Here is a 24,596-nt window from a genome sequence, read left to right as displayed (position 1 = left end):
GGGCCTCAGTAGGAGACGGACACCCGCGCGTAGCCTTCGTGGCGGGTGTAGTTGAGGCCGGCGGCGCCGAGCGACGACGAGCGGGTGCCCAGCATGTATCCCACCGCGCCCACCAGCCACGGGCGGATCTGATACTCGGGCCCCAGGTCCAGCGTCACCAGCGTGTCGCTGCGGCCGCCCGCGAAGGAGAGGAAGTCCAGCGCGCCCGCAGCGTGCAGCGCGAGCCGGCTGCCCATGACGGAGCGCCCTTCCGCGTAGACGCGGTCGTCGCGGAAGGTGCCGTAGGCGGCCACCGGCTGGAAGGCGCGCAGGTAGCCGCCTTTCACCGTGAGCGACGGGCCCAGCAGGTACGTGCCCTCAAGTTGGCCCACCACGGTGCCGCCGCCGCTCGAGCCCAGGTTCTGGCTCCAGCCGGCCTTCGCCGTCAGGGTGATGCGCGGGGACACCAGGCCGGAGACGCCCGCCATGCCATGCAGGATGGCCGCGCCAGGCGTGGTGGTGTCGTTGAAGTAGCCCCGGTACTGCAGGCCCGTGTCCACCACCACCGCCGTCTTGGGCAGGAAGCGCCAGCGGCCCTCGGCGCCCAGGCGCAGGTTGCCGTAGTTGAACTGGCTGGCGGCGAGCGGATCACACGCGGCGTCGGTGCAGCCGATGGGCGTCATGCCGCCCAGGGGCTCGAAGAACTCCATCGCGTACGCCAGCACCGGCGTCACTTCCAGCGCGCCGCCGCCGGGCTTCCACTGCGCCTTCACGCGCGCCTCGTTGAAGAGGCTGAGGATGCCCGCTCCCAGCGCCGCCGTGCGGGTGCGGTCCGAGCGCATCAGCTCGTCGCCCACCTCGATGGACAGCTCGCTCTCCTGGTTGAAGCGCAGCGCCAGGTCCGCCGCGCCCTCCAGGTGCGACGCCGCGCCCGAACCCGAGGTAATCAGGCCCGTGTAGGCCACGTAGTCCAGGTTGCCGCGCAGCGCGATGGCCAGCTTGGGGGACGGCACGTCCAGCATCAGGCCGGGGCGCACGTGCAGCGCCAGTTCCCCGGACAGGTCCGGGGACAGGGGGCCGGTGCCCGCTTCGCGGAAGTAGCCCACGCCGCTGTCCAGCCGCGTCTCCAGCTCCAGCGTCGGGTGCAGCCGCCCGTTGCCCACCTTGAGGCCGTTGCCGCCCGGAGGCCGGCCGCCCGTGAACGCCTGCGCCGACGCCGTCAGCGGCAGGAGCGCCGCGAGCGCCAGGGCCCCGAGGGCCAGACGGAATGTCCCAGGCTGCTTCATGGGGTCAGAGGCGCTCCACGCGGTGAGACGGCGGGCATAGCACGCGGGTTCCCGCACCGGAACAAACGGTCCGGGGCCGGGACCGCGCGAGGTGGAAGGACGCAGCCACTCAGTCCACGGGGCTCGCGGGAGGAGGCCGGACCACCAGGTCCGGCGGCGGCGGGGGACGCGTGGGATCACCCCCGGGCAGGTTGTCGGGCTCCTCCACCTCCACGAAGAGGTTCTCGTCGGTGCGGAAGGCGAGCTGGCCGATGCACTCCTCGGCCTCCGAGCGCAGCTGGCCCACCTTCTGCTGGGCGATCATCACCTTGGTGAACTCGTGCTCGCCGGGCGCCGCCTCGCTCTTGCTGACGGCCTCCTGGAGGGCCACGTCGGCCTGCTCGGAGATGCGCAGGAGGCCCTTGATCTGCGTCAGCTTCTCGTTGGCGCAGTTGAGCTTCACCACGTCCTTGGTGCGCCGCGCCTCCTCCACCTTCTCGAACACCTGGCGGAGCGATTCGCGCATGCCGCCCAGCGCCTGCGTGCTGCGCTCCAGCTTCTGGCTGTCCGGCACGTCACCGGCCTTGTCCAGCGCGGGCGGAGCGGGGCGCGGGGGCGACGCGGGTGACTGCGCGAGCGCCATCCCGGAGGTGACGAGTCCTCCCACGATGGCGAGCATTCCCAGGGTGCGCATGCGCCTCACGAGTCCTTCCGGCCCTTCCCAAGCTTCGAGAGTCGAGCCTAGGAGTGAGGGGGAGGGGTGTCAACGCAATGCCCCATCGCCCCGGAGTCCGGCTTTTGGGCGCCGGACGTCAGTCCTGGGGGGCCAGGCGGGCGTTGGCCTCGCGCAGGCGGGCGGACAGGCTGCGCGCGATGTTCACGACGATGAAGGTGAAGCCGTCCGCGTGCGCCAGCCGGAAGGTCCGCAAATCCTGCGCGGTGAGCTGGAGCAGCTCCACCTCGCCCAGGGCGCGCACGGTGGCGGAGCGGTGGTCCTTGTCGATGAGGCCCATCTCCCCGAAGAACTCCGGCGGGCCCAGGACGGTGAGGGGCGTCACCCCGTTGCCCGCACCCCGGCGCACCACCTCCACCTGGCCGCGCACGATGACGAAGAGGCTGTCACCCAGGTCGCCCTCCTCGAACACCACCTCGCCATTGGCGTAGCGGTACAGCCGTGCCAGCTCCGCCAGGCGTGCGAGCTCGGCGGGGGCCAGCATTTCGAAGAGGGGGGATGTGGCGATGACAGCCAGCTTCTCCATGTGCTCCCCGCGGGTCCGGTGCCTCCGGAAGGTCCGGACGGTCGAGCCTATTCCCCTGGCGAGAAGATGAACGGGTAGCTGACGGGGACGTCGTCACTCGGTTTGAAAGGGAACGTCCAGGCGCGCATGGTCGTCTTGATGCAGTTGATGACCTCGTCCGAGCGCAGGGTGGACTCCTCCACCTCCACGTCGCTGGCGCGGCCCTGCGGGGTGAGGTTGAAGCGGACCATGACCCTGCCCTTGAGGGAGGGGTCGCGCTTGAGGCCGTTCTCGTAGCAGCGCTGGATGGAGGCCTTCCGGCTCTGGATGTAGCGGGCCAGGTCCTTGGGCTTGACCTCCGCGCTGTCCACTTCCGGCACCGAGTCCGCGACCTGGGGCACCTTGACGACCTGCTTGCGGCCCGTGTCCACGGTGCCCGCGCCGGAGGTCTGCGTGGCGCCGATGCCCGCCATCTTGCCGCCGGTGTCCCCCTGCGGGTTGGCGATGCCGTTGCCGCCTCCGGAGCCCGCCGTGAGCGCGCCGCCCGACGTCGCGCCCGCGAGCGCATCCGCCACGTTGGCGCCGCTGCCGGAGCTCCCGAGCACGTCCGCGATGGCATCCCCACCGCCGGGGCCCTTGCCGCCCAACAGCTTGAGGAGGCCGGTGCCCGAGACCTTCGCTTCGACCTGCTGCCGGCGCTCCGCGCTGTTGGCGGGGGCGGGCGCCGGGTCCTTGGCGTTGGTCTTCTTCGGGTCGGGCTTCGGCTCGTCCGCCTTCTTCTCCGGCGTGTTGCCCGGGTCCTTGGGCTCCTCCACCTTCGCGGGCTGGGGCGGGATGATGGCGCGCACGAAGCGGTCTTCCAACTGGTCCAGCTCCACCTCCGCCTCCACCGGCGCGGGCTGGGCGACGATGAGCGCGACGCTCAGCACGTAGAGCACCAGCATCGACAGGAGGATGCCGAAGAAGACGCGGTCCACCGTGCGCCACGGGCTGGCCTTCAGCTCCGGGGGCAGGGTGGGCTTGGAGCCCTCCGCGGGCGCGGGGATGAAGTGGAAGAAGAGCGTGGCGTCCGGCAGGTCCACCTTGCCGCGGGCGCTCTCCTGCAGGGGCAGGTCGAAGGTGTCGTCCGCGCGGCGCGTGGCGAGCCCCTGGGAGCGCAGCGCGTCGAAGTCCACGTCCGACGAGCCCAGGTTGACGCGGCCCTGCATGTGCTCGTCGATGATGAGGTGGAACTGCTGGCCGCGGTTCTCCAGCACCTTGAAGCGCGGCGGGCGCGCCTCGGACGGAGGCATGACGATGGTGTTGCGGGCGTCCTCGCCAATGGTGACGGAGTCGTGGAGCAGGTGGTGCTCTTCGACGATGCGCCCGTCCTGGATGACGCCGACGCGCAGCAACTTGGGGCGGGTTTGAAGGGCCATGTGACTAGAACGGGTCCTGCTGCACGCTCTGGACCACCTTGGGCACGAAGCTCTCCGTGCGGTTCAGGTCGTCGAAGCTCGGCTTGGAGCGGTCGAGGAAATAGAAGGCTTCCGGCTTCTGGATGCGCCCCTCGACCTTGATGGCCTCCAGGCGGATGGCCTTGGCCGGCTTCTTCGCGGGCGTCGCGCTGGCCGCCGCCTTCTTCGTGGACGCGGAGTCCTCCGCCCAGGACGGACGGGCGACGGCGAGCAGCAGCAGGAAGAGGGCGGGGCGCATGGGCAGAAAGTCGTGACTACCGGACGTCTTTGGACACCTTACCCGAGGCGCCCGGCCGCGCGGCAGGGGGCCCGGGGGGCGAGGCGGGGGTCGGGTTTGCCTCGGGGGCCTTGGCGGCTTCGGCGGCCTTCTTGAGGCCCTCCTTGCGCTCGCGTTCACGGCGGCGGGTCTCCCGGTCGATGCCCTTCTGTGCGTCCTTGAGGTACTGCGCGGTGCGCTCGTCGGTGCCGCCCCTGGACTTGTACTGCTCCAGGAAGGACGCGGCCTTCTGGAGGCGCTCCAGGGCGTCCATGCCGGCGGGTTCCAGGTCCAGGTGCAGCAGGCCCAGGTTGAAGTACACGTCCTTCGCGTCGGGCTGGAGCTGGAGCACGCGCTCGTACTCGGCCAGCGCGCGGGGGAAGTCCCCTTCGCCGCGCCAGGCGTTGCCCAGGTTGAGGTGGGCGGCGGCGAAGTCCGGCGCGGCCTTCACGGCGGCCTCCAGCTCCACGCGGGCGCGGGCGTAGTCCTCGCCCTCGTTGAGCAGGGTGCCCAGGTTGTTGCGCGCCTCGGCGAAGTCCGGCCGGAGCGCGATGGCCTGGCGGAAGCGCTCCAGCGCCTGGGGGCGCTCCTTGAGGCCCAGGTGCACCAGGCCCAGGGCGTTGAGGGTGGCCGCGTCCTGTGCGTCGATGGCGAGCGCGTTGCCCAGCACCATGGACGCCAGCTCGTACTTGCCCTCGCGGGCGTACACCTGCGCGAGCACCTGCATGGCGGGCACGTGCTGCTCGCTGACCTGGAGCGCGCGGCGGGCCTCCGCGACGGCGGCGGGGTGCTTCTTCTGCAAGAGGAGGTTCAGCGCCAGCGCCGTGCGCCGGGCCACCGAGTCCTGCTTCGTCAGCGCCTCGCGCAGCTCCGCCTCCAGCGACGCCGCGCGGCCCGTGCGCGCGGACAACCGCACTAGGCAGTCCCACGCGGCCTCCTGGTCTGGCTCCAACGCCAGGGCCTGACGGTAGGAGCGCTCCGCGTCCGGGAAGCGGCCCTGCCGCTCCTGCACGATGCCCAGGTTCGTCCACGCCGGGCCCAGCTTCGGGGACTTCTCCAGCAGGGCCTTGAGCGCGGTCTCCGCGATGGTCAGCTCGCCGCGCCGGGCAATCTCCACCGCGCGGGTGAAGTCCTTCTCCGGTCCCGCGAGCGACTTCGCGACCGGTGCCGGTTCCTTCGCCTGGGGCTTCGCGTCGCCAGACTTCGCTTCGCCCGGTTTCGGAGACGTGCTCACGGCGGTGGCGGGGCCGGCTTCCGGCCCGGTGAGCTTCGAGTCCTTGCGCGTCTGTGGCCCGGAGGCGCAGGCGGACAGCCAGAGCACGAGCCCGGTGAGCGCGAACTTGCGGCCCGCGTTCATGGCGTGCCCCCTTCGGTGAGACGGGTCGCCTTGTCCGGGTCGGCGCGCGCGGGCGCGGGCGGCGCGGCGAGGGTGCCCAGCAGGCCGTCCGGATACACGGTCTCCGACGCGAGCGCGCCCCGGGCCTCCTTGAGGACGGGGTACTCCTTGGGGCGGAAGCGGTTGAGGGACTCCAGCGTGCGGCGCGTCCACTCGCTGGAGATGCGGTAGTTGCGCGCCTCCTTGAGCGTGGCGGCGTACTTCTCCACCGCGGCGTCTTCCAGGGCCACGGTGCGCTGCGTGAGGATGTCCTGGTACGTCAGCACCGCCTCGTCGCCCATGCGCTTCACTTCGGGAGGCACCGGCGCGTCCAGCAGCGTGGCCGCGAAGCGCTCCCGGATGTAGCCGAGCCGATAGAACGACGCGAGCGTCCACTCCAGCTGCTTGTACGGGATGACCTTCACGTACGCGGCGTCCACGGCCTTCAACGCTTCGGTCTTCCGGGTGAGGCTCTTCTCCAGCGCCTTGCCAGAGCCGCTGAGCTTCAGCGCGTCGAATCGCTGGATCTCCAGTTCGGCCAGCTGGAAGCGGCTGTAGGCGGCGGCCTCCGCGGCGCGCGGCTGCGTGTCGTGCTTCAGCTTGCGGCGGTCGAACTCGTCCGCGGCGGCGGTGTACGCGCGCTGGGCCTCCTTCGTGTTGCCGCGCTTCTTCCACGCGTCGCCCAGGCGGCGCTTCGCGTCCACCACCAGCTCCACCTGGTCCGGCTTGCTGGCGAACTTGCGGACGAAGGCCTCCAGCGCCTGGATTTCGCCCTTCGTGTCGCCTGACTTCTCCAGGATGCGGGCCGCGCGGTACTGGTTCTCCGGCGCGCTCTTGCCGTGGGGGTACAGCTCCACGGAGCGCTGGAAGGCCGCCGCGGCCTCCGCGTAGCGCTGCTGTCCTTCGAGCAGCGACGCCGCGTTGAAGAGCGCGGCCTCGCGCTCCTCGGCCTTCGGGTAGTCCTTCACCAGCTTCTGGTAGCTGGTGACGGCCTTGTCGAAGTCGTAGGACTTCTGGGCGTTGAGGGCCACGCGGAACAGCGCGGTGTGCGCCCACGGCGACTTCGGGTAGTCGCGGTAGATGCGCTCGTAGAGCTTCATCGCGGAGTCGAAGCGGCGCAGTTCCTCGTACGCCACCGCCGCGTTGTTGAGCGCCTTGTCCGCGAACTCGTGGCGGGGGGCCTCCTCCACCAGCTGGAGGTACTTCTTCGCCGCCTCGTCGTAGCGCTTCTGCGCGGCCAACTGGTCCGCCAGGTTGAAGCGGCCGGCGAGCTTGAACTTCATCAGCTCGCGGTACTGCTCACTGGACGGGTCCACCACCTGCGCGTTGCTGGCGAGCCGCGCGCTGACCTCCTCCACGCTCTTCCAGTCCTGGTCGATGAGGAAGGACTCGATGATGAGGTTGGTGGCGTAGCCGGCCACCGGGTTGCGCGGGTAGGCCTGCACCACGCGCTCGAAGCGGGGGCGGGCATGGGCGAAGTCGTCGTGCGTGTAGAACAGCTCCGCGGCCTGATACGCGATGCCCGGCGCGGCCTCTTCCTTCGGCAGCAGCGCCACGTACGCGTCGGACGCCTTCACGAGCGCGGCCTCTGTTTGCGCCAGGGCCACGGGCGCGTGCGCGCTGTCCTTGGGGCGCTCGCTGGCGCGCAGCGGCTTGCGCTCCGGCACGCGGCCCGCCTTCACGTCCTCGTCCAGCTGCGCCTTCCAGGCGAGCACCGCGTTGTGCGCGGACACCTCTCGGTAGGTGTTGTCCTGGTTGGAGTCGCGGACGGCTTCGTATTCCTTCGCCGCCGGGCCGTACGCGTCCGAGTTGAAGAGGGACTCGGCGTGGAAGAAGCGCATCGCGTACGCGGTCTTGCTGCGCGGGAAGCGCTCCAGGTAGGTGCCGTAGGCGCGCGCGGCGGAGGCGTAGGTGCTCTTCGCCTCCGCGTCCTTGCCCTCCTTCTGGAAGGCTTGCGCCTGCTGGTGCTGGTACGCGGCGGCGGAGTAGAGGCTCTGCTCGGCGAGCGTCTGCGCGTGGGACAGCGCGTTCGGGTCGTCCTTGTTCTTCTCGTACCAGGCGCCACCGGGCAGGTAGTCGTTGGCCAGCTTCTCCGACTCGAGCGCGTACAGGTCCATGCGCCGGTCGCGCTCATAGGCCTGGACGATGCGCTGCTGAAGGCGGGGCGCGTCCGTGGTGAGCGGGTCGGTGGCCAGCACCTGCTGATACGCAGCGATGGCCTCCGGGTTGCGGAGCTGGTCGAAGTAGACGTTGCCCAGCCGGCGGTACACCTCGGCCTCGTAGGGCCGGCCGCCGCGCTTCGCGAAGAGGTCGCGGGCCTTCGCGACGCCGCCCCAGCTCTCATCCGCGAGTGACAGCGCGATGTACTGGAGCGCCTCCGAGCGCAGGTCGCCTTCATCCGCCTTGCTGCCGGACTGCTGGTGGGACTGGTAGTGGTCCAGGAGCAGCAGGAAGCTGTCCACGGACTCCTCGAACCAGTCCATGCGGTAGTACGTCCAGGCCAGCTTGTAGCGGGCCTTGTCGTAGAACCGGTGCTCCGTGTCGCGCGTGGCGGCGGTGTACGCCTCCGCGGCCTTGCGCAGCGCCTCCGGGTCGGACTCGTCCTCGAACCAGTACTCGCCGATGCGCGTCCACGCGTCGGTGGCGAAGCGGCTCTTCGGGTAGCGCGTGGTGAGCTGCTGGTAGGTGGCGAGGCTCTCCTCGTCCTTGTGCTGCTCGTTGAGGCAGTACGCCAGCAGGTACAGGGAGCCGTCGTTGAGCTTGTAGTCCGGGAAGCGCGCGAGGAGCGTGCGGTACACGCCGATGGACGGCGAGAAGTCCACGTCCGGCTCCGGCGGCAGGTCCGCCATCGCCTCGTCGGACAGCGTGCGCACGCGCTCCGCGTAGTCCTTGCGCGCCAGCTGGTGCTCGTCCGCGGAGCGCTCGTAGTACAGCTCCGCCAGGCGGAACATGACGTCCGGCGTGGCGCGAGGCTCGTCCGGGTAGCGGCGCAGGAAGTCCTCGGCCCGGGCGATGGCGTCCAGCCGCTGCGTGCGCTCCTGGGACTCCAGCGCGGTGAGTGTCTTCTCGTAGGCGTTGTTGAGCGCTGAGCGCTTCTGCTGGTAGCGCCGCTCGATGAGCTGCTTCACCTCGCGGTGGAAGTCGCGCGACTCCGCCTCGTACGCCTCCAGCGCGCGGCTCACGTCGCGCAGCAGCTTTTCCTGTTCGGGCGTGTGGCCCAGGCCGTCCAGGTAGCGCGAGGTGTTGGGCGCGGGCGCGGCGGCGGGCGCGGGCTGGGCCTTCGCGGGGGCCGCGGGCGCGGAGGTCGTGGGGGGCTTCTTCGAGGCCCTGGGCTTCGCGGCGTGAGCGGCCAGCGGCGCCAGGGCGATGAGGAGGGCGAGGGCAGGGCGGCGCATCTTCAGTCCCCCCCTTCCGACGACAGGACGTCCTTGAACTCCAGGTCGAGCGCACGCAGCGCGTCCGACTTCTCCTTGGCGACCTTCTGGATGTTCGCGGCGTTGTCCTGCGTGCGGCTGAAGGCCACGTCCACCGTGCCGGTGTCGGCCTTGAGCACCAGGTCGTAGAACTGCTGCCGCACGCGGCGGAAGCTCTCGTAGGCGATGCGGCCCACCAGGTTGCGCGCGTCACCGGAGGCGGCGGCCACCTCCTGCTCGTAGCCCTGGAGCAGCGCCTGCTCCACGCGCACCTTGTCGCGGATGGACTTCACGCGGTTCTCCAGCCGCGAGCGCAGCGCCACCCGCGCGATGGCGACCCGGCCCCGCAGCGAGTCGATGCGCGAGCGCACCGCGTGCATGCGCAACAGCACGCGGGTGTCCTCGCCGGACAGCCGGCCTTCACCGGCGCGCAGGACGCCGTGCTCCTGCTGGAGCGCGGCGGAGTAGCGGGCGCGGATGGCGGCCTCGCCCTCCAGCGACGTGTCCGTGGACTGGCGCTCGCTGGCGAGCCGGGCGCGCGTGCGGTCCAGCTCCGCCTGCAGGTCCTTCAGCGCGGCGATCTCCGCCTGGAGCTGCACCAGGAACTCGCGCTCCTCGGCGGGGTCCGCCTGCCGCTCGTCGCGCGTGTCCTCCACCCACTTGCGGATGGCGGCGGCGTTGGCGTGCAGGCTCTGGAGCTCGTAGCCCACGCGGAAGGCCTCGCGGTCCACCGCGTCCACCTTGGCCTGCATGCGGTGGCGGCGCTCCTCCAGCTCCTTGTTGGTGGTGGGCAGCGCCGCGAAGCGCAGCCGCTGGGCCTCGCGAGCGCCCTGGGCCACGAGCAGCTTCTCGCGCTCGGCGGGCGTCAGCTTCTCCTCCACCAGCTCCGCCTCCGCCTGCACCAGGGACTGCTCCACGGCGGTGAGCGCGGTGTCCACGGCCTCTGTGCGGACGTAGCCCTCCTGCAGCTCCGGGAAGGCCTCCAGCCCGCGCGCGTCCAGCGCCTCCAGGATGCGCTCCGCGATGGCCTTCGCCTCGCCCGCGCCCTGACGGCCGCTGTCCAGGTCGCCCACCATGCGCACCGCGTCCGCGACCTCCTTCTGCGTGGACGCGTACTTCAGCGCCAGCGGGGGCAGGAGCGTGCTCACGTCCAGCGAGCGCTCGTTGCGCGCGAGCAGGTTGTCGAAGTACGCGACCGGGTCCTGGTTCACGCGCAGGAGCGCGTCCACCTTGTCGCGCGCGGGGCGGAACGTGTTCGCCACGCCGTCATACGTCTCCAGCGCCTCGTCGTACTGGCGCAGCTTCTGGAGCAGGTGCCCCTGGAGGATGCGCGCCTCGGGGGCGAGCTGCGAGTCCGGCGCGACGAGCAGCAGGATGTCCGTGGCGTTCTTCGCCTGCGTGAAGTCCTGCTTGCGCACGTACGTCCACGCGACCTCCAGCAGCGACTCCGGGAAGCGCTCGCTCTCACGCGGAATCTGGCCGTAGTGGTCCAGCGCCTCGTCGTAGCGGCCCGTCTCGTACATCAGCCGGCCCAACGACAGGAACGCGAGCTCGCGGAAGCGCTGCGCCTCCGCCTCTGGAAGGCCGGTGGACACCACGGCCTCCGGCCCGGTGCCCACGATGCGCTGGAACTCGGCGATGGCGGCCGGGTAGTCCCCGCTCTGCACGCTCAGGACGCCCAGGTGGTAGACGGCCTGCACGCGGAAGGCGCCGGGGCCCTGCGCCAGCGGGGCGAACAGCGCGCGCGAGCGCTGCTGGTGCTCCTCCGGCGTCAAGTCCATGCGCTTGAAGGTGCCGCGCGCGTGCACGTAGGCGATGTCCGGCGCCAGCACGCCGCCCGACAGCTGCCGCGCCTTCTCCACGTAGGTGTCGATGCCGTCGAACTGCTGGAGCCGGCCCGCCACCGCGAGGTAGCGGCTCACGGCCTCCTTGTAGCGCTGCGGCGTCAGGGGCAGGTCCAGCACGTCGCGCAGGTACACCCGCGCGCCGATGTCGTTCTTCTGCTGGTAGAGCGCGTCCGCCAGGTAGAAGACCGCCTCCGGGTAGCGCGGGTTCGCCTTGAACGCCGGGTCGCTCACCAGGTCGTAGAAGAGGACGGACGCGGCGGCCCAGTCCCCCAAGAGCGAGTACACCTCGCCCTCGGAGAAGCGCTTGAGCTGCGAGTCGGTGCTGCTGGGCTCCGGGCGCTCCGTGAACTGCGTCTCCACGAAGCGCAGTGACTGCTCCGCGGTGCGCAGCTGCGCCTCCACCGCCTCCACCGAGGCCGCGCGCGAACTCAACGACGCGGGCATGGGCGGCAGCGGGGCCCCCGGTTTTGGGGCCTGGGGCGCCGGAGCGGGCGCGGCCCCGAGGGACAGCGCGAGGGCCAGGGCGTGCAGCGTCGCGGTCACGGCCGTCCGCTCCTACTTCGGCTCGCTGGAGGTGGTGGCCGGCGCGGCGGGCGTCCCCGGTGCGCCTTCCGTCCCCACGCTGGGGCCGGCGGGCCGGTTCGCGCGCGCGTCCTTGGCCACCTCGATGTCGTAGCGCACCGCGGGCCGGTCCTTCAGGTCCGTGGTGAGGCCGCCCTTCTCCACGCCCACCACGTTCACCGTGGTGACCTTTCCGGACTCCGCGTTGAAGGTGTAACTGGATTGCACCTTGAACTTGTAGCCTTCCAGGTAGCTGAACACGCCGTAGCCGCTGCCCCGGTACACGAGGCGCACCGCGAGCTGGTGCTGGCCCGGCACGATGCGGCCGTTGAAGACCTCCAGCGCCTGGTGCCGGTTCAGGTCTCCCTGCGTGTCCACCTGGGTGAAGATGGGCGCGCCGTCCAGCGCGTACACCACCGACTCCAGCTGGAACGCGTTGCCCATCTCGTTCTTGTGCACCAGCACCGCGCGCGCGCCGGTGGACAGCTCGCCGCCCATCACCGACTCCTGGAGCAGCAAGAGGCGCGCCTTGGAGCGGTAGATCTTCTCCTTCAGGTCGACGACCTGCTCCTCCAGCGTCTTCACGCGCGACGTGAAGGCCTCGTCCGCCGTCTGGTCACCCGCGGGTGCTTGCGCGGCGGGGGCCTGGGGCGTGCTCGCGGCCGGTGACGCGGCGGCGGCTGGAGGCGGGGAAGCAGGGGAGGGAGACGCACCTTGCGCGAGCACCGGCCCGGACAGGCCAGCGCTCAGGAGCGCGAGGAGACGAAAGGTGGCGGTTGTGACGCGCACGGTACGACCTCGGAAGGCGGCTCTGCCCGACGGCACGAGGTCATACCATCCTTTGCCGGGGGCTGCCCGGTGGGGGCCAGCCCGCCGGGCGGGGAAGCAGGCGGACTGTCAACCGCCCTTGCGCAGCTCGGTGAGGACCAGCTTGGCCACGGCCTTGAGCGTGTCGAACACGCCCACGCCCGTGGGCGCCACGGCCTGGTACTCCGGGATGTTCCGCGGGTTGAGCGCCTTGCGCATCTCCTCCACGGTCACCGCGTTGGGCAGGTCGCGCTTGTTGTACTGCACGACGTACGGAATCTTGTTCAGGTCGTAGCCCTGCTCCGCCAGGTTGATGCGCAGGTTCTCCAACGACTCCATGTTGGCTTCCATGCGCTCAATCTGGCTGTCGGCGACGAACACCACGCCGTCCACGCCCTTGAGGATGAGCTTGCGGCTGGCGTCGTAGAACACCTGGCCGGGCACCGTGTAGAGGTGGAAGCGCGTCTTGAAGCCGCGGATCTCACCGAGCGACAGCGGGAGGAAGTCGAAGAAGAGCGTGCGGTCCGTCTCCGTGGAGAGGGAGATGAGCTTGCCCTTCGTGTCCGCCGCGGTCTTGTTGTAGATGTACTGAAGGTTGGTCGTCTTCCCGCAGAGTCCCGGCCCGTAATAGACAATCTTGCAGTTGATTTCGCGGGATGAGTAATTGATGAAGGACATGGCTTCCCGGGTTACTCGCTGAAGAGGTTGTCGATATCGTCGTCGGAGATCTCGGCGAACGGCGAACCGGCTCCGGGGCTGTCGGTCTTCTTCACGAGGCTTTCGAAGATCTTCGTCAGCTCGTCGCTGGCCTTCTTGATGCGCAGGCGCACCAGACCCAGGCTCGTGCGGTTGTCGAAGATGACGACCAGCACCACCCGGCTGCCGACGATGGTCATGTAGAGGCTGTCCTTCGCCCCTTCATGGAACTGATTGGGGAACTCGTTCTCCCCGATGAGCTTCGCGAGTCCGCCCATGGCGGCCACGTTGCCGGCCGTCAGCGACGCGAGCGACGTGGTGTCGATGTTCTGCGTCTGGCCCGCCGAGGAGATGAGCTGGCCGTTCTTGTCGACGAGGAAGACCACCTTCGCGTTCGCGTCCTTGGTGAGCCGGTCGCAAACGGCGTTGATCTTGGTGAACTCCTCTTCGTACATCACCAGTTGCGTGCCCATGGGCGTATGCGCTCCTCAGCGTTCGCTCGCCCCGCGCACGGCGGCGCTCCGATGTTTCTGGAGTGAATCCCGGAGGTTAGACGAGGCGCTACCGACCGCCGTCATGCTTAGCAAAGCAGTTCCACTCCAGCAAGAAGCCAGCCGTGATCCGCGCCGCTTCTTGAAGGAATGACGGCTTCGCGGGTTGGGACACCTGCCCACCTTCTCTATACTCTCCCGGGCCTTGCGCCGCCCGAGCCCCCTCACCGACATCCTCCCGCGCCTCGTCGTCCTCGTCCTGGCGCTCGCCTGTACCGGGGCCGCTCATGCGCAGGCCCCCGAGTCCGAGCGCGCCTCGCTGCGCCTTCGCTACGGGCTGTCCTCGCGCCAGGGTGAGCAGGTGGATGTAGGGCCGGGGCTCACCTACAGCGGGCTGACGCCGAACGACGTGGCGCTGACGTTGATGGGCTGGGCGGGGGAGCACCTGGGCGGCCAGGTGGATCTCCAGCGCGAGGCGTTCGAGCTGAGGGATGCCTCGTCGCGCGTGACGGGGGGCAGCCTGGTGCGCGGCTCGGTGGGGCCGCGCGGGCGCCTGTCGCTGGGGCCGGTGCGGCTGGAGCTGGGCGCGGGCTACGGCTTCGCGCAGCTGCCGCTGTTCGGCGGGTTCACCTACGCGCCGGTGCTGCAGCGGGGCGTGCGGCACGCGGCGTTGATTTCAGGCCGGGTGCTGGTGGCGCTGCCGGCGCGGCTTCAGTTGGAGGCGCGCGGCGAGGTGCCGCTGACGCTCTCCGCGCACGCGGCGGACGGGCTGAAGGCGTCGTCGTCCGGCTACGTGGTGGGCGCGGCGCTGTCGTATCCGGTGGTGCGCCGGGACGGCTGGACGGGGCGGCTGCTGCTGGACGTGCAGCAGGCGCACGACACGATGGAGCTGGAGGACAGCGGCCTGCGCTCCGAGCAGCGGATGCGCCGCATCGGCCTGGGCTTCGAGGTGGCGCTGGATGGCGTGGGCCGGGCGTCGCGACCCGTGGGCCCGCGCCAGGCCTTCGTCTCGATGAGCGTGGTGGACGCGGAGACGGGCGCGCCGCTTCCGGGCGCTCGCGTGCGCGTGCCCTCCTTGAAGACGCCGGGCACGGAGGAGGAGCAGGTCGCGGACGCGCAGGGGCAGCTGCGGGTGCTGCTCCCCGAGGGCGCGCAGTCCACGCAGGCGAGCGTGGATGGCTATGAGGACGCGACGGCGGTCGCCACCGTCAACGGCGATGCCCCGGAGAGCGCGCCGGTCCAGCTGCGGCTGCACAAGAAGGCGCCGAAGACGGGCTCGCTCAAGCTGAAGGTGGTGCAGGGCAAGAACAGCGCGCCGGTTCCGGACGTGCAGGTGGTTTCGGGCACCGCGCGGCTGCGCACGGACAAGGCCGGCGAGGTGCTGCTGGAGGGGCTGGAGCCGGGGCCCGTGGCCATCGCGATGTCCGCGCCGGGCTTCCGCCCCACGGAAGAGGCCGCGGTGGTGGTGGCGGGGCAGACGTCGGAGCTGGTGGTGGTGCTGTCGCAGGACCGCAAGGGTGAGCTGGCCACGCTGGTGGGCCAGGTGCGCAGCGCTCGCAGTGGCCAGCCGCTGGTGGCGACGGTGTCCATTCCCCAGGCGAAGGTGCGCACGCGCACGGACAAGAGCGGCACCTTCACCGCGCGCGTCCGCGGCGGCACGTACCGCATCACCCTGTCCGCGCCCGGGCACCGGACCCAGACGAAGATGGTCACCGTGCGCGAAGGCGAGCAGGCCATTCTCAACGTTGATTTGTTCCCGAGGGGCCGGTGAGTCGCGCGGCAGTGCCGCGACGCGCCCGTCCGTCGTCGTCGAGGTTTCAGTGAGTCCTGTCCGCATCCTGGCGCTGTCGCTGCTCGTCCTCCTCTCCGGCTGCTCGGGGTGTGAACGCGAGGAGGCGCCGAAACCTCCGCCAGTGGTGGAGGTGGACGCGGGCACCGTCGTCTCCATTGGCCGCCTGGAAGGGCTGTCCGGCGACGTGCGCCTGGAGCGCGGCGGCAAGGTGGGCCCCGCCGTGGAAGGCCCCCTGCTCGCGGGCGACGCGGTGGAGACCGGCGAGAGCGGATCCGCGACGGTGCGCTTCCCGGGCGACCGGACGGTGGAGGTGGGCAGCGAGGGCCGGTTCGCGGTGGGCTCGGACGCGACGGGCATCGTGATGAAGGTGGAGCGCGGCATCGTGCTGTCGCGCGTGCCCGCGGGCGCGAAGACGGCCGACAGCGCGGGCTCCAAGGTGACGTTGAACATCCTCACCCCCTTCGGCCTCACGCGCGTGGGGCCGGAGCAGTCGGAGGTGAAGGTCGCGGTGGCGGCGGACTCGGCGCGGGTGGAGGTGAAGCTGGGCGCCATCGAGCTGGTCTCCAAGGACGGCAAGACGCTGCGCGCCGCGCAGGGCGACGCGGTGGACCTGACCCGCGAGCGCGCGCAGGTGACGCAAGCCCCGCGTGTCGTGGAGCTGGCGCCCATCCCGGTGACGGTGCGCGCGTCGTCTGGCGTTGCGGAGGTGAAGTCGAAGGACACGGGCCGCTGGCGCAAGGTGCGCCGCGAGGGCGAGGTGCTGGCTTTCGGCGACGGCGTGCGGACGAAGGGCGGCGAGGCCGTACTGTCCCTCAAGGACAGCGGCACGGTGCTGACGCTCGCGCCGGGCGCGGAGGCGGTGCTGGAGAGCGCGGGACAGCAGGGCACCATCGACGAGGCGCGCGTCCACCTGCTCCAGGGGCTGTTGGCCGTGCAGCTCGCCATGGGTCGTGAGAGCCGCGTGGTGCTGCCGGAGATGACGGTGGAGTCCGGTGGAGGCGCGAGGCTGGAGATCCGCCGCACCAACGCCGGCATGCAGGTGGCGGCGCACACGGGCGACGTGACGCTGCGGCGGGGCGAGGCGCGGCAGGCGCTGCGCGCGGGTGAGCGCGCCACCGTGGGCACGGACGGCAACGCGAAGGTGGAGCCGCTGGAGGAGGCGGTGGTCGCGGTGGGCCCGGGCGACGGCACGGAGGTCTTCCACCGGGGACTTTCGGAGGTGGCGCTCACCTGGGAGGGCGAGGGCGACGCGGTGGTGGAGGCGGCGCAGGACGCGGCCTTCAAGCGCCCGGTGCTCTGGGGCCGCGTGCACCGCGCTTCCGTCAACGTCACCGCGCTGGCGAAGGGCACGCTGTACTGGCGGGCGCGCAAGGAGGACGGCACGCAGGTGGCGGCGGGCAGCGTCCACTTCGCTCCGGAGTCGCCCACCAGTTCGCTGGCGCGCGCGCGCAACGTGGTGCCGGAGGGGCCGGAGAAGACGACCATCTTCTACCAGGACAAGCCCCCGGCGGTGACCTTCACCTACGGCGAGGAACCGCAGGCCCGCACCTATCGCGTGGCGGTGTACAAGGCGGGCTCGCTGGCGACGCCGGTGGTGCAGCGCACGGTGTCGGAGACGCGTGCGGCGCTGGAGGCGGGACAATTGGGCGAGGGCAGCTACCTGTGGTCCGTCACGCCGCTGTCGCAGGCGGGCGCGGCGCTCAAGGGCGGGCGGATGAACAAGCTGGAGCTCGTCTATGACAACTCGGTGGTGGGGCTGGTGGTGGACAGCCCGCGCCAGGGTGGGGCGGCGGCGGAGAAGGTGCGGGCTTCGGGTGTGGCGCCCGTGGACGCTCGCCTGTCCATCAACGGACGGGCCGTGCCCCTGGACGCCAAGCACCGCTTCGATACATGGGTGGCCCCCATGGGAATGCCCCCCCTCCTGGTGTTTAAGATGACGCGCCCCGGTGCCCCGGACGTACTCACGGTGCGCACCCTGAAAGCGCGAGGACCTTGAGGGATGGCACAGCCCAACGTTCCCATTCCGGATCCCGCCGGCGCATCCACCGCCACGCTCCTCCAGCCCTATGGGCAGTACGTGCTCGTGCGCAAGCTGGCCGAGGGCGGCATGGCGGAGATCTTCCTCGCCAAGCTGCTGGGCGCGGACGGCTTCGAGCGCAACGTGGTGCTCAAGCGGATGCTGCCGACGCTGTCGGCCATCCCGGACTTCGTGGAGATGTTCCGCGACGAGGCGCGGCTCGCGGCGAAGCTGTCGCATCCGCACATCGTGCAGATCCACGAGCTGGGCTTCACGGACGGCTGCTACTACATCTGCATGGAGTACCTCGCGGGCGAGGACTTCTCCACGACGCTGCGGCTCGCGGGCCGGCGCCGGCAGTACGTGCCGCTGCCGATGGTGCTGCGGGTGCTCATCGACGCGGCGCGGGGTCTGCACTTCGCGCATGCCTTCACGAATGAGCAGGGCCAGCCGCTGAACGTGGTGCACCGGGACGTGTCGCCGTCCAACCTGTACGTGACGTACCAGGGCCAGGTGAAGGTGCTGGACTTCGGCATCGCCAAGGCCGAGTCGCGGCTGGTCCAGACGCGCACAGGCGTGGTGAAGGGCAAGTACATCTACATGGCGCCGGAGCAGGCGCAGGGGAAGGAGGTCGACCCGCGCGCGGACGTCTTCTCCCTGGGCGTCAGCCTCTACGAGGCCGTCACGCACGTGCGGCCCTTCTCCCGCGAGAACGACCTGGCGGTGCTCAACGCGCTGCTCCAGTGCGAGTTCGAGAAGCCGCGCGCGCTGAGAGCGGACCTGCCGCAGGGCCTGGAGGACATCATCCTCAAGGCCATGGCCTTCAAGCCGGAGGACCGGTACGCGACGGCGGAGGACTTCGCGGTCGCGCTGGAGGCCTTCGCCTCGGACTTCCAGGGCGGGGCTGCGAGCGCCCCGGCGCTGGGCACGTTCCTGCGCAACCACTTCGGCGAGGAGCGCGTCACGGAGAAGACGCGCATCCCCACGATGGCCACGCTCACCGCGGCACGTCCGACGGACCCCGAGTTCGCGGCCATCGCCAATAGTGGGACGAACACGTACGGGCAGCAGGTGGCCCGCCCGAGCAGCACGGGCGTGAGGACGCTGACCTCGCAGAACAAGGCGGCCCCCGTGCAGGCGCAGGCTCCCGCGCCGGAGGTCGTGCCGAGCGCGCCTCCGGTGAAGCCCGCGTCCCGCCGCTGGCTCCTGGGCGTGGTGGGCGGCCTGGGGCTGGTGGCCGCGGGCGTGGCCTTCGTCGTCGCGCGGCCCGGTGGCGGCGCGGCGAACGTCACGCCTCCGCCTCCGGTACAGCAGGCCATCGCGCCCGCGACTCCGGCGGGCACGCAGGCTCCCGCGGTCGCGGCTCAGGGCACGCAGGGGACTCCGGCCCAGGGGCCTGAAGGGACCTCACCCGGAGACGTTCAGGGCACCGTGCGGGACGACACGCCGGGCGGTGACGCGGTGGCGACGTCCGTGACGGATTCGCCCCCCGTGGACGACGGGGCGGAGGACACACCCCACCGCAAGGTGACGAAGAGGCCGGCGGCGAAGGAGCCCGTGACGCTGGGCATCGATGACATCCAGCGCGTGGTGTCCGGTGGCCGCTCGAAAATCACGGGCTGCTTCGAGCGCTACAAGTCCGACCTGCCGGCGGCCTCGGGCGAGGTGCAGGTGGAGCTCACCATCGTGTCGTCGGGCAAGGTGCGCGCGGGCACGCGCGGGCCGCTGGCGTCCACGCCGGTGGGCCGCTGCCTGGAGGCGCAGGCCCAGAGCCTGCGCTTCCCGGTGCACCGCGACCAGGAGGTCACGGTGTTGATGCCGTTCTCGTGGAAGGTGACGCAGTAGCCCGCGCCGTCACAGGTCGCGGCGGGCGGACAGCGCCTTGGCGAGCGTGGCCTGGTCCGCGAACTCCAGGTCTCCGCCCATGGGCAGGCCCTGGGCGATGCGCGTCACCCGCAGGCCCATCGGCTTGAGCAGCCGCGTGAGGTAGAGCGCGGTGGCCTCGCCCTCGATGTCCGGGTTGGTGGCGAGGATGATCTCCTCCACCCGGCTGTCGTTGAGGCGGTGCAGCAGTTCCTTGATGCGCAACTGCTCCGGGCCCACGCCTTCCAGCGGGGACAGCACGCCGTGCAGCACGTGGTAGCGGCCCTTGAACTCGCGGGTGCGCTCCAGCGCCATCAGGTCTGAGTACGTCTCCACCACGCACAGGGCGCGCTCGTCGCGGCGGTTGTCGCGACAGAAGCCGCACAGCTCCGAGTCGGTGAGGGAGAAACAGCGCACGCACAGGTGCACCTTCTCCTTCACCTCGCGGATGGCCTGCGAGAGGTCGACGGCGAACTCGCCCGGCGCCCGGAGGATGTGGAACGCGAGGCGCTGGGCGGTCTTCTCACCAATGCCCGGCAGCTTCGCGAGCTGGGCGACCAGGCGATTCAGCGGATCGGGGGTCATCCGTCTTTAATTAATGCCGGGGATCTTCACGCCGCCGGAGATCTTCGCCAGCTCGGCGTTCATGTGCTGACGGCTGTTCGCCAGGGCAGCGTTCACGGCGGCGGTGATGAGGTCCTCGAGCATCCCCGGGTCGTTGGGGTCGATGGCGCTCTTGTCGATCTTGATGCTGCGGATCTCCTGCACGCAGTTGGCGACGACCGTCACGCGGCCCTCGCCGGACTTCGCCTCGACGGTCTCTTCCGCCAGCTGCTTCTTCCGCTCCTCGATCTTCTCGGTGAGCTTGTTCGCCTGCCGGATGAAGTAGTTCAGGTCGATGCCGGGCATGTGCTTCCTCGGTCCCCGGTCGTGGGAGCGCGGGGCCGCCATGGCGCCGCTCGGAGCAGGGACGTTGCCGCGCACCCTAGCGGGGTGCGGCGGCGTTGTCAGTCCTCAGGAGCAGCGGGGATGTCCGGGAGGTTGGCCGGTGGCCGCTCGGGCTCGTAGACCTGGATGTGCTCGATTTCGCCGCCCAGCATCTTGAGGATGGCCCGCACGGACGCGTGGGAGCGCACCTTGCCCTCGGTGGACTTCTCGTGGGTGTTGCGGGTCTGGGTGTCCACCTCGGAGAGGCTCAAGCCCATGCCGCCCGGGAGGACGTCCTGGGTCTGGGGCACGTCCACGATGGTGAGCTTCACGGCCCGGCCGAAGTGTGACGCGAGCGCCGCGTCCACGGTGGCCTTGCCCCCAGCCGACACCACGGCGGCCTTGTGGAACGCGGCGGAGGGCGGGAAGCCCAGGACGATTTCGCCCGCCTTCATGGACTGGAGGCGGCCGTTGGCGAGCGCCGTGCCGTGGCGCACGGACGTGGACTTCACGGTCTCCACGGCGGCGCGCCAGCGCTCGGGCAGGGAGCGGTTGGGGTTGTCGCGGCTGGTGGCGACGGGCGCCATCGCGGGCGGCGGTTCGGGCTCCGGCGGCTCCGGTTCGGGAGCGGCGGGCTCCGCGACGGGGATGCACTCGCCCGAGGCACAGCCTTCGGCGGAGCCCTCTTCCGGGAACATCCGCTCGTCCGCGTCCTCATCGCCGAGGGGCGGAGGTTCGGGAGGAGCCACGGGCTCCGGCTTGCGCATGTTGGTGATGCGCACGGTGGGCGCGGCCGGTTCGGGCGCGCGAGCTGCGGGCGTGGGGACTGGAGCCGGAGGCTGGGCGCCGCCGTTGCGGAGGAAGGAGAGGGGACGGGCCGCGGATGGGGGCAGGTCGTCCATGACGACGCCCGGGGCCGGAGGGGGCTCCATCGCGGGGGCCGCGCCGCCGCCATTGCGCAGGAAGGACAGCGGGCGCGCAGCGGACGGAGACAGGTCGTCCATCACCACCGGCGCGGGAGGCAAGGCGGCGGGAGTGGGAACGGGCCCGGCCGCGCCGCCATTGCGAAGGAAGGAGAGGGGACGGGCCGCCGCGGGGGACAGGCCCTCCATCAGCGCGGCAGGAGGCGTCCGGGTGGCCACGGCGGACGCACCGGCCGGCTCACCGCGAGAAGGAGCTTCGTGTGAGGCGGTGGCCCCCACTTGCGGAGATGCTCCGCGAGCTTCGAAAGGCTGCGGCGTCGGGCCTGGGGGCGTGGACGCGTCCTGCGCCCCGAAGGGACGGGGGCTCGCGCCTGCGTAGGCCGCGGGGCCCTGAGCCTCACGTGAGTGCCCGTTGGGCGCGGGGTGTGCCGACGCGCCAGCTGCGTCGAGCGGCCGGACCGTCGCACCCGCGTGCACGGACGGCCCCTGCGCATCGAACGGACGCTGGGGTGCCCCCGCGTGCGCGGACGAAGCCTGAGCTTCGAATGGACGCTGGGGTGTTCCCGCGTGCGCGGACGAAGCCTGCGCATCGAACGGACGCGGTGTTGCTCCCGCGTACGCGGACGGGCCTTGCGTGTCCGCCATGCGGGGCGGAGCCACCGTCGATGCGGATGCGGGCGGAGGCACTGGACGTGACGGTGCCTCCGCGTGCGCGGACGGCCCCTGCGCTTCGAACGGACGCGGCGTGGCGCCCGTCTGCGCGGGAGTCCCCGGACCTTCGACAGGACGCGCTGCTGCTACGGGCGAGGGCGCGCGGACTTCGGTCTGGACTTCAGACGCGAAAGTTCGCGGGACCGGAGCGACCTCCTGGCGCTCCGGTCGTGTTCTTCGCGCCTTCCGCGCCAAGGCCCGCCGACAGCCGCTCCACGCGGGCCAGCAGGTCGGGAATCGAACCCGCGGGGGACAGCTGGATGGCCTTGAGCAGCGCCATCTCCAGCGCCAGCCGGGGCTGCGCCGCTCGCGACACGTCCCAGATGCAGCCGTGCACGATGTCGAACAGCCGCGACAGCTGCGCCGTGTCCGCTTCCTTCGCCAGCGCCACCAGCGCCTTCTGCTCGGACTCCGCCAACTCCGCGGGTGCCTCACCCAGCGACTTCGTCACGAAGAGGTGCCGCAGCTGCAGCGCCAGCTCCTCCGCCAGACGCTTCAGGTCCAGGCCCCGGTTGAACACCTCATCCACGCGGCCCAGCACGCGCTTCGCGTCCTTGCGGACCAGCGCCTCCGCGAAGTCCTGCACCACCGTGCGGTCGATGGCGCCCATCGCCTCCGCGACGGCCTCGTCCGTGGGGTTGGGACCGCACGACGCGAGAATCTGGTCCAACAGGCTCAGCGCGTCGCGCATGCCGCCTTCGGACTGGCGCACCACCAGCGACAGCGACTGCTCGGAGATGCCCGCGCCTTCCGCCTGGCAGATCTCCTTCAGGCGCTGGAGCATCCGCGCCGCGGAGATGCGCCGGAAGTTGTGGCGCTGGCAGCGCGACAGGATGGTGTCCGGGAGCTTGTGCGCCTCCGTCGTCGCGAAGATGAACTTCACATGACCGGGCGGCTCCTCCAGCGTCTTCAGGAGCGCGTTGAACGCCGCCCCGGAGAGCATGTGGACTTCGTCGATGATGTAGATCTTGTGGCGGTCGCGCTGCGGCAGGTACTTCGCGTTCTCGCGAATCTCGCGCACGTTCTCGACGCCGTTGTTGGACGCACCGTCGATCTCCGCGACGTCCACGCTGGTGCCGGCGGTGATTTCGGTGCAGGCCCGGCAGGTGCCGCACGGGGTCGCCGTGGGGCCCTGCTCACAGTTGAGCGCCTTGGCGAGCAGGCGGGCGGCCGTCGTCTTGCCCACCCCTCGAGGACCGCAGAACAGGTACGCGTGCGCGACCCGGTCCATCTTGATGGCGTTCCCGATGGTCCGGACCACGTGCTCCTGGCCGGTCATGTCATCGAACTTCTGCGGGCGCCATTTGCGGGCGAGGACGAGGTAGCTCATGGGGACAACCATCTAAACACGGCGGGCAAAAGGATCCATGGAACGTCCATTCCGCCCGCCGTGAGACGCACTCCGTGTCAGCGTCCGAGCGCCTGTAGCACCACGTTGGCCGCGTTGTGCCCCGCCGCGCCGATGACACTTCCCGCCGGGTGGCAGCCCGCGCTGCAGAAGTAGAGCCCCTGCACCGGCGTTTCATAGGGCAGCCGGTCGGTGAACCCGCGCTTGTTGTCCACATGATGGATGTGGCCGCGGGTGATGCCGAAGTGGGATTCAATCTTCGGCGGCGTGAGCGCGAAGTACTCCTGCACCAGGTCGCTGGTGCCGGGCGCGAAGCGGTCGCAGATGGACAAGAGGTGCTTCACGTAGCGCGCCTCCTCCTTCTCCCAGGTGGTGCCCTCCAGCTTCTCCGGCACCCATTCCACGAAGAGGGCGGAGTTGTGGTGGCCCTCCGCGTCCTTCAGCGACGGGTCCACCGTGGTGTGCACGTACCACTCGATGGAGGGGAACTCCGCCAGCCGTCCCGCCTGCGCCTCCTTGTAGCCGTGCGCGAGCGCCCCGAGCACGTCGTCCTCCTGGGGCAGCAGGTGGATGGTGGGCCCGAACTGGCCCCGGTCCTCCGGCAGGCAGGTGAAGGTGGGCAGGGACTTGAGGCACAGGTTCACCTTCAGCGTGGTGCCCGGCGCGGACAGCCCGTCCACCTTGCGGCGGTAGTCCTCCGGCAGCGCCTTCGTGTCCACCAGCTTCAGCGTGCGGAAGGGGTCCGCGTTGGAGACCACGACCTTCGCGGACAGCTCCTCGCCATTCTCCAGCACCACGCCCTTCACCACGCCGCCGTCCACGCGCACCGACGCCACCTTCGCGTTCGTGCGCAGCTGGGCGCCGTGCTTGCGCGCGAGCGCCGCGATGCGCTGGGTGACGGTGCCCATGCCGCCTTCGACGATCATCCACGTGCCGCCGCTGCCCGGCAGCCGGCAGAGGTTGTGCACCAGCAGGTTCATGCCCGTGCCCGGCGTGTCGTAGCCGCCGTCCAGTCCGGAGAACGCGTCGGTGACGGCGTACATCGCCTTCACGAAGTCGGACTTGTAGCCGAAGCGCTCCAGGTACTCGCGCGCCGTGCCGCGACACAGACGGATGAAGTGCTGGCGCAGGGCCGGGCGCACGTAGCGCTCCGCCGTCTCCTCCAGCGACAGCGGCGGCAGGAGCCACGCGGGCGCCAGGTCCTCGCGCAGCGCCGCCAGCTCCGTGTTCATGGCGACGTGGGCGTTCCAGTCCGCCTCGGAGAAGAACTCGCGGAACTGCCGCTCCAGCTCCCGCTCATCCGAGCCGAAGAGCAGGTAGCGCTTGTCCAGGGTGGGCAGGAAGTAGTGCGGGTCGCGGCGCTTGAGGGGCAGCTCCAACTGGAGTTCCTGGAGCAGCTCCGGCGGCATCAGTCCCAGGAGGTACGCGCCCGTGGAGACGCCCAGCTTCGGGGCGGTGCGGAACGGGTACTCCGTCTTGCACGCGCCGCCCACCTGGTCCTTCTCCTCCAGCACGGTGACCGACAGGCCCCGGCGCGCGAGCATCGCCGCCGCGACAAGTCCGTTGTGGCCCGCGCCCACCACGATGACGTCTGGCATGGTCTTCCTCCTTGGGGAAAAGGCCGTTCCTA

General features: G+C 70.7%; 19 protein-coding genes. 3 read left to right on the top strand and 16 right to left on the bottom strand.

What is annotated here, in order from left to right:
• Positions 1 to 5: 5 nt before the first annotated feature.
• The 11 genes from JYJ93_RS33435 to mglB form a co-directional block, all read right to left on the bottom strand.
• A complete protein-coding gene (locus JYJ93_RS33435; RefSeq protein ID WP_206798582.1) occupies positions 6 to 1,265 on the bottom strand; it encodes a hypothetical protein in 1,260 nt (419 codons plus the stop codon).
• Positions 1,266 to 1,374: 109 nt separating this feature from the next.
• Positions 1,375 to 1,938 (bottom strand): hypothetical protein, encoded by a 564-nt coding sequence (locus tag JYJ93_RS33430; RefSeq protein ID WP_206798581.1) that lies wholly within the window; start codon positions 1,936 to 1,938, stop codon positions 1,375 to 1,377.
• 118 nt (positions 1,939 to 2,056) lie between these two features.
• Positions 2,057 to 2,503, bottom strand: coding sequence for a cyclic nucleotide-binding domain-containing protein (locus tag JYJ93_RS33425; RefSeq protein WP_206798580.1), 447 nt, complete (start codon positions 2,501 to 2,503; stop codon positions 2,057 to 2,059).
• Between the two features lie 47 nt (positions 2,504 to 2,550).
• Complete coding sequence (locus JYJ93_RS33420; RefSeq protein ID WP_206798579.1) at positions 2,551 to 3,900, bottom strand: AgmX/PglI C-terminal domain-containing protein; 1,350 nt, start codon at positions 3,898 to 3,900, stop codon at positions 2,551 to 2,553.
• 4 nt (positions 3,901 to 3,904) lie between these two features.
• The gene (locus JYJ93_RS33415; RefSeq protein WP_206798578.1) at positions 3,905 to 4,177 is read right to left on the bottom strand and encodes a hypothetical protein; all 273 of its coding nucleotides are present in this window, start codon (positions 4,175 to 4,177) and stop codon (positions 3,905 to 3,907) included.
• A 16-nt stretch (positions 4,178 to 4,193) separates the two neighbouring features.
• Positions 4,194 to 5,552, bottom strand: coding sequence for a tetratricopeptide repeat protein (locus tag JYJ93_RS33410; protein ID WP_206798577.1), 1,359 nt, complete (start codon positions 5,550 to 5,552; stop codon positions 4,194 to 4,196).
• A complete protein-coding gene (locus JYJ93_RS33405; protein WP_206798576.1) occupies positions 5,549 to 8,965 on the bottom strand; it encodes a tetratricopeptide repeat protein in 3,417 nt (1,138 codons plus the stop codon). Before JYJ93_RS33405 ends, JYJ93_RS33410 begins: the two co-directional genes overlap by 4 nt.
• 2 nt (positions 8,966 to 8,967) lie before the next feature.
• Positions 8,968 to 11,373, bottom strand: a complete 2,406-nt coding sequence (locus JYJ93_RS33400; protein ID WP_206798575.1) for a tetratricopeptide repeat protein — start codon at positions 11,371 to 11,373, stop codon at positions 8,968 to 8,970.
• A gap of 12 nt (positions 11,374 to 11,385) precedes the next feature.
• Entirely contained in the window at positions 11,386 to 12,180 is a 795-nt protein-coding gene (locus tag JYJ93_RS33395) for a dihydrolipoamide acetyltransferase (RefSeq protein WP_206798574.1), read from the bottom strand.
• A 108-nt stretch (positions 12,181 to 12,288) separates the two neighbouring features.
• A complete protein-coding gene (mglA, locus tag JYJ93_RS33390; RefSeq protein WP_014394794.1) occupies positions 12,289 to 12,876 on the bottom strand; it encodes a gliding-motility regulator Ras-like GTPase MglA in 588 nt (195 codons plus the stop codon).
• An 11-nt stretch (positions 12,877 to 12,887) separates the two neighbouring features.
• Positions 12,888 to 13,367, bottom strand: a complete 480-nt coding sequence (gene mglB, locus JYJ93_RS33385; RefSeq protein WP_002637270.1) for a gliding-motility regulator GTPase-activating protein MglB — start codon at positions 13,365 to 13,367, stop codon at positions 12,888 to 12,890.
• Between the two features lie 223 nt (positions 13,368 to 13,590).
• Here mglB and JYJ93_RS33380 point away from each other — a divergent pair, with 223 nt between their 5' ends.
• The 3 genes from JYJ93_RS33380 to JYJ93_RS33370 are packed head-to-tail and all read left to right on the top strand — an operon-like array spanning position 13,591 to position 19,039.
• Entirely contained in the window at positions 13,591 to 15,156 is a 1,566-nt protein-coding gene (locus tag JYJ93_RS33380; RefSeq protein ID WP_206798573.1) for a carboxypeptidase regulatory-like domain-containing protein, read from the top strand.
• A 49-nt stretch (positions 15,157 to 15,205) separates the two neighbouring features.
• Entirely contained in the window at positions 15,206 to 17,173 is a 1,968-nt protein-coding gene (locus JYJ93_RS33375; protein ID WP_206798572.1) for a hypothetical protein, read from the top strand.
• Between the two features lie 3 nt (positions 17,174 to 17,176).
• Positions 17,177 to 19,039 (top strand): protein kinase, encoded by a 1,863-nt coding sequence (locus JYJ93_RS33370; protein ID WP_206798571.1) that lies wholly within the window; start codon positions 17,177 to 17,179, stop codon positions 19,037 to 19,039.
• Positions 19,040 to 19,048: 9 nt separating this feature from the next.
• On the opposite strand, the gene recR is transcribed toward JYJ93_RS33370, so the two are convergent.
• The 5 genes from recR to JYJ93_RS33345 form a co-directional block, all read right to left on the bottom strand.
• On the bottom strand, positions 19,049 to 19,642 hold the full coding sequence (gene recR, locus JYJ93_RS33365) for a recombination mediator RecR (protein ID WP_014394798.1): 594 nt from the start codon (positions 19,640 to 19,642) through the stop codon (positions 19,049 to 19,051).
• 6 nt (positions 19,643 to 19,648) lie between these two features.
• Positions 19,649 to 19,966: a YbaB/EbfC family nucleoid-associated protein gene (locus JYJ93_RS33360; protein ID WP_120551982.1), complete on the bottom strand. Its 318-nt coding sequence runs from the start codon at positions 19,964 to 19,966 to the stop codon at positions 19,649 to 19,651.
• 98 nt (positions 19,967 to 20,064) lie between these two features.
• Complete coding sequence (locus tag JYJ93_RS33355) at positions 20,065 to 21,126, bottom strand: DNA polymerase III subunit gamma/tau (RefSeq protein WP_269013099.1); 1,062 nt, start codon at positions 21,124 to 21,126, stop codon at positions 20,065 to 20,067.
• 613 nt (positions 21,127 to 21,739) lie between these two features.
• Positions 21,740 to 22,948, bottom strand: a complete 1,209-nt coding sequence (gene dnaX, locus JYJ93_RS33350) for a DNA polymerase III subunit gamma/tau (RefSeq protein WP_043321171.1) — start codon at positions 22,946 to 22,948, stop codon at positions 21,740 to 21,742.
• Between the two features lie 77 nt (positions 22,949 to 23,025).
• Entirely contained in the window at positions 23,026 to 24,564 is a 1,539-nt protein-coding gene (locus JYJ93_RS33345) for an NAD(P)/FAD-dependent oxidoreductase (RefSeq protein WP_206798570.1), read from the bottom strand.
• Between the last annotated feature and the right edge of the window lie 32 nt (positions 24,565 to 24,596).

Origin of the sequence: Corallococcus sp. NCSPR001 (genome assembly GCF_017309135.1) — a bacterium.
In the GTDB taxonomy this organism is placed as follows: Bacteria; Myxococcota; Myxococcia; order Myxococcales; family Myxococcaceae; genus Corallococcus.
The sequence above is the reverse complement of the archived record's forward strand: the minus strand, read 5'-3'. Positions and strand labels throughout refer to the sequence as shown.

Coding starts and splice junctions, on each gene's coding strand:
- recR (WP_014394798.1), bottom strand. CDS start 19,642: ATGACCCCCGATCCGCTGAATCGCCTGGTCGCCCAGCTCGCGAAGCTG.
- JYJ93_RS33430 (WP_206798581.1), bottom strand. CDS start 1,938: ATGCGCACCCTGGGAATGCTCGCCATCGTGGGAGGACTCGTCACCTCC.
- JYJ93_RS33345 (WP_206798570.1), bottom strand. CDS start 24,564: ATGCCAGACGTCATCGTGGTGGGCGCGGGCCACAACGGACTTGTCGCG.
- JYJ93_RS33420 (WP_206798579.1), bottom strand. CDS start 3,900: ATGGCCCTTCAAACCCGCCCCAAGTTGCTGCGCGTCGGCGTCATCCAG.
- JYJ93_RS33370 (WP_206798571.1), top strand. CDS start 17,177: ATGGCACAGCCCAACGTTCCCATTCCGGATCCCGCCGGCGCATCCACC.
- JYJ93_RS33410 (WP_206798577.1), bottom strand. CDS start 5,552: ATGAACGCGGGCCGCAAGTTCGCGCTCACCGGGCTCGTGCTCTGGCTG.
- dnaX (WP_043321171.1), bottom strand. CDS start 22,948: ATGAGCTACCTCGTCCTCGCCCGCAAATGGCGCCCGCAGAAGTTCGAT.
- JYJ93_RS33360 (WP_120551982.1), bottom strand. CDS start 19,966: ATGCCCGGCATCGACCTGAACTACTTCATCCGGCAGGCGAACAAGCTC.
- mglB (WP_002637270.1), bottom strand. CDS start 13,367: ATGGGCACGCAACTGGTGATGTACGAAGAGGAGTTCACCAAGATCAAC.
- mglA (WP_014394794.1), bottom strand. CDS start 12,876: ATGTCCTTCATCAATTACTCATCCCGCGAAATCAACTGCAAGATTGTC.
- JYJ93_RS33405 (WP_206798576.1), bottom strand. CDS start 8,965: ATGCGCCGCCCTGCCCTCGCCCTCCTCATCGCCCTGGCGCCGCTGGCC.
- JYJ93_RS33415 (WP_206798578.1), bottom strand. CDS start 4,177: ATGCGCCCCGCCCTCTTCCTGCTGCTGCTCGCCGTCGCCCGTCCGTCC.
- JYJ93_RS33435 (WP_206798582.1), bottom strand. CDS start 1,265: ATGAAGCAGCCTGGGACATTCCGTCTGGCCCTCGGGGCCCTGGCGCTC.
- JYJ93_RS33425 (WP_206798580.1), bottom strand. CDS start 2,503: ATGGAGAAGCTGGCTGTCATCGCCACATCCCCCCTCTTCGAAATGCTG.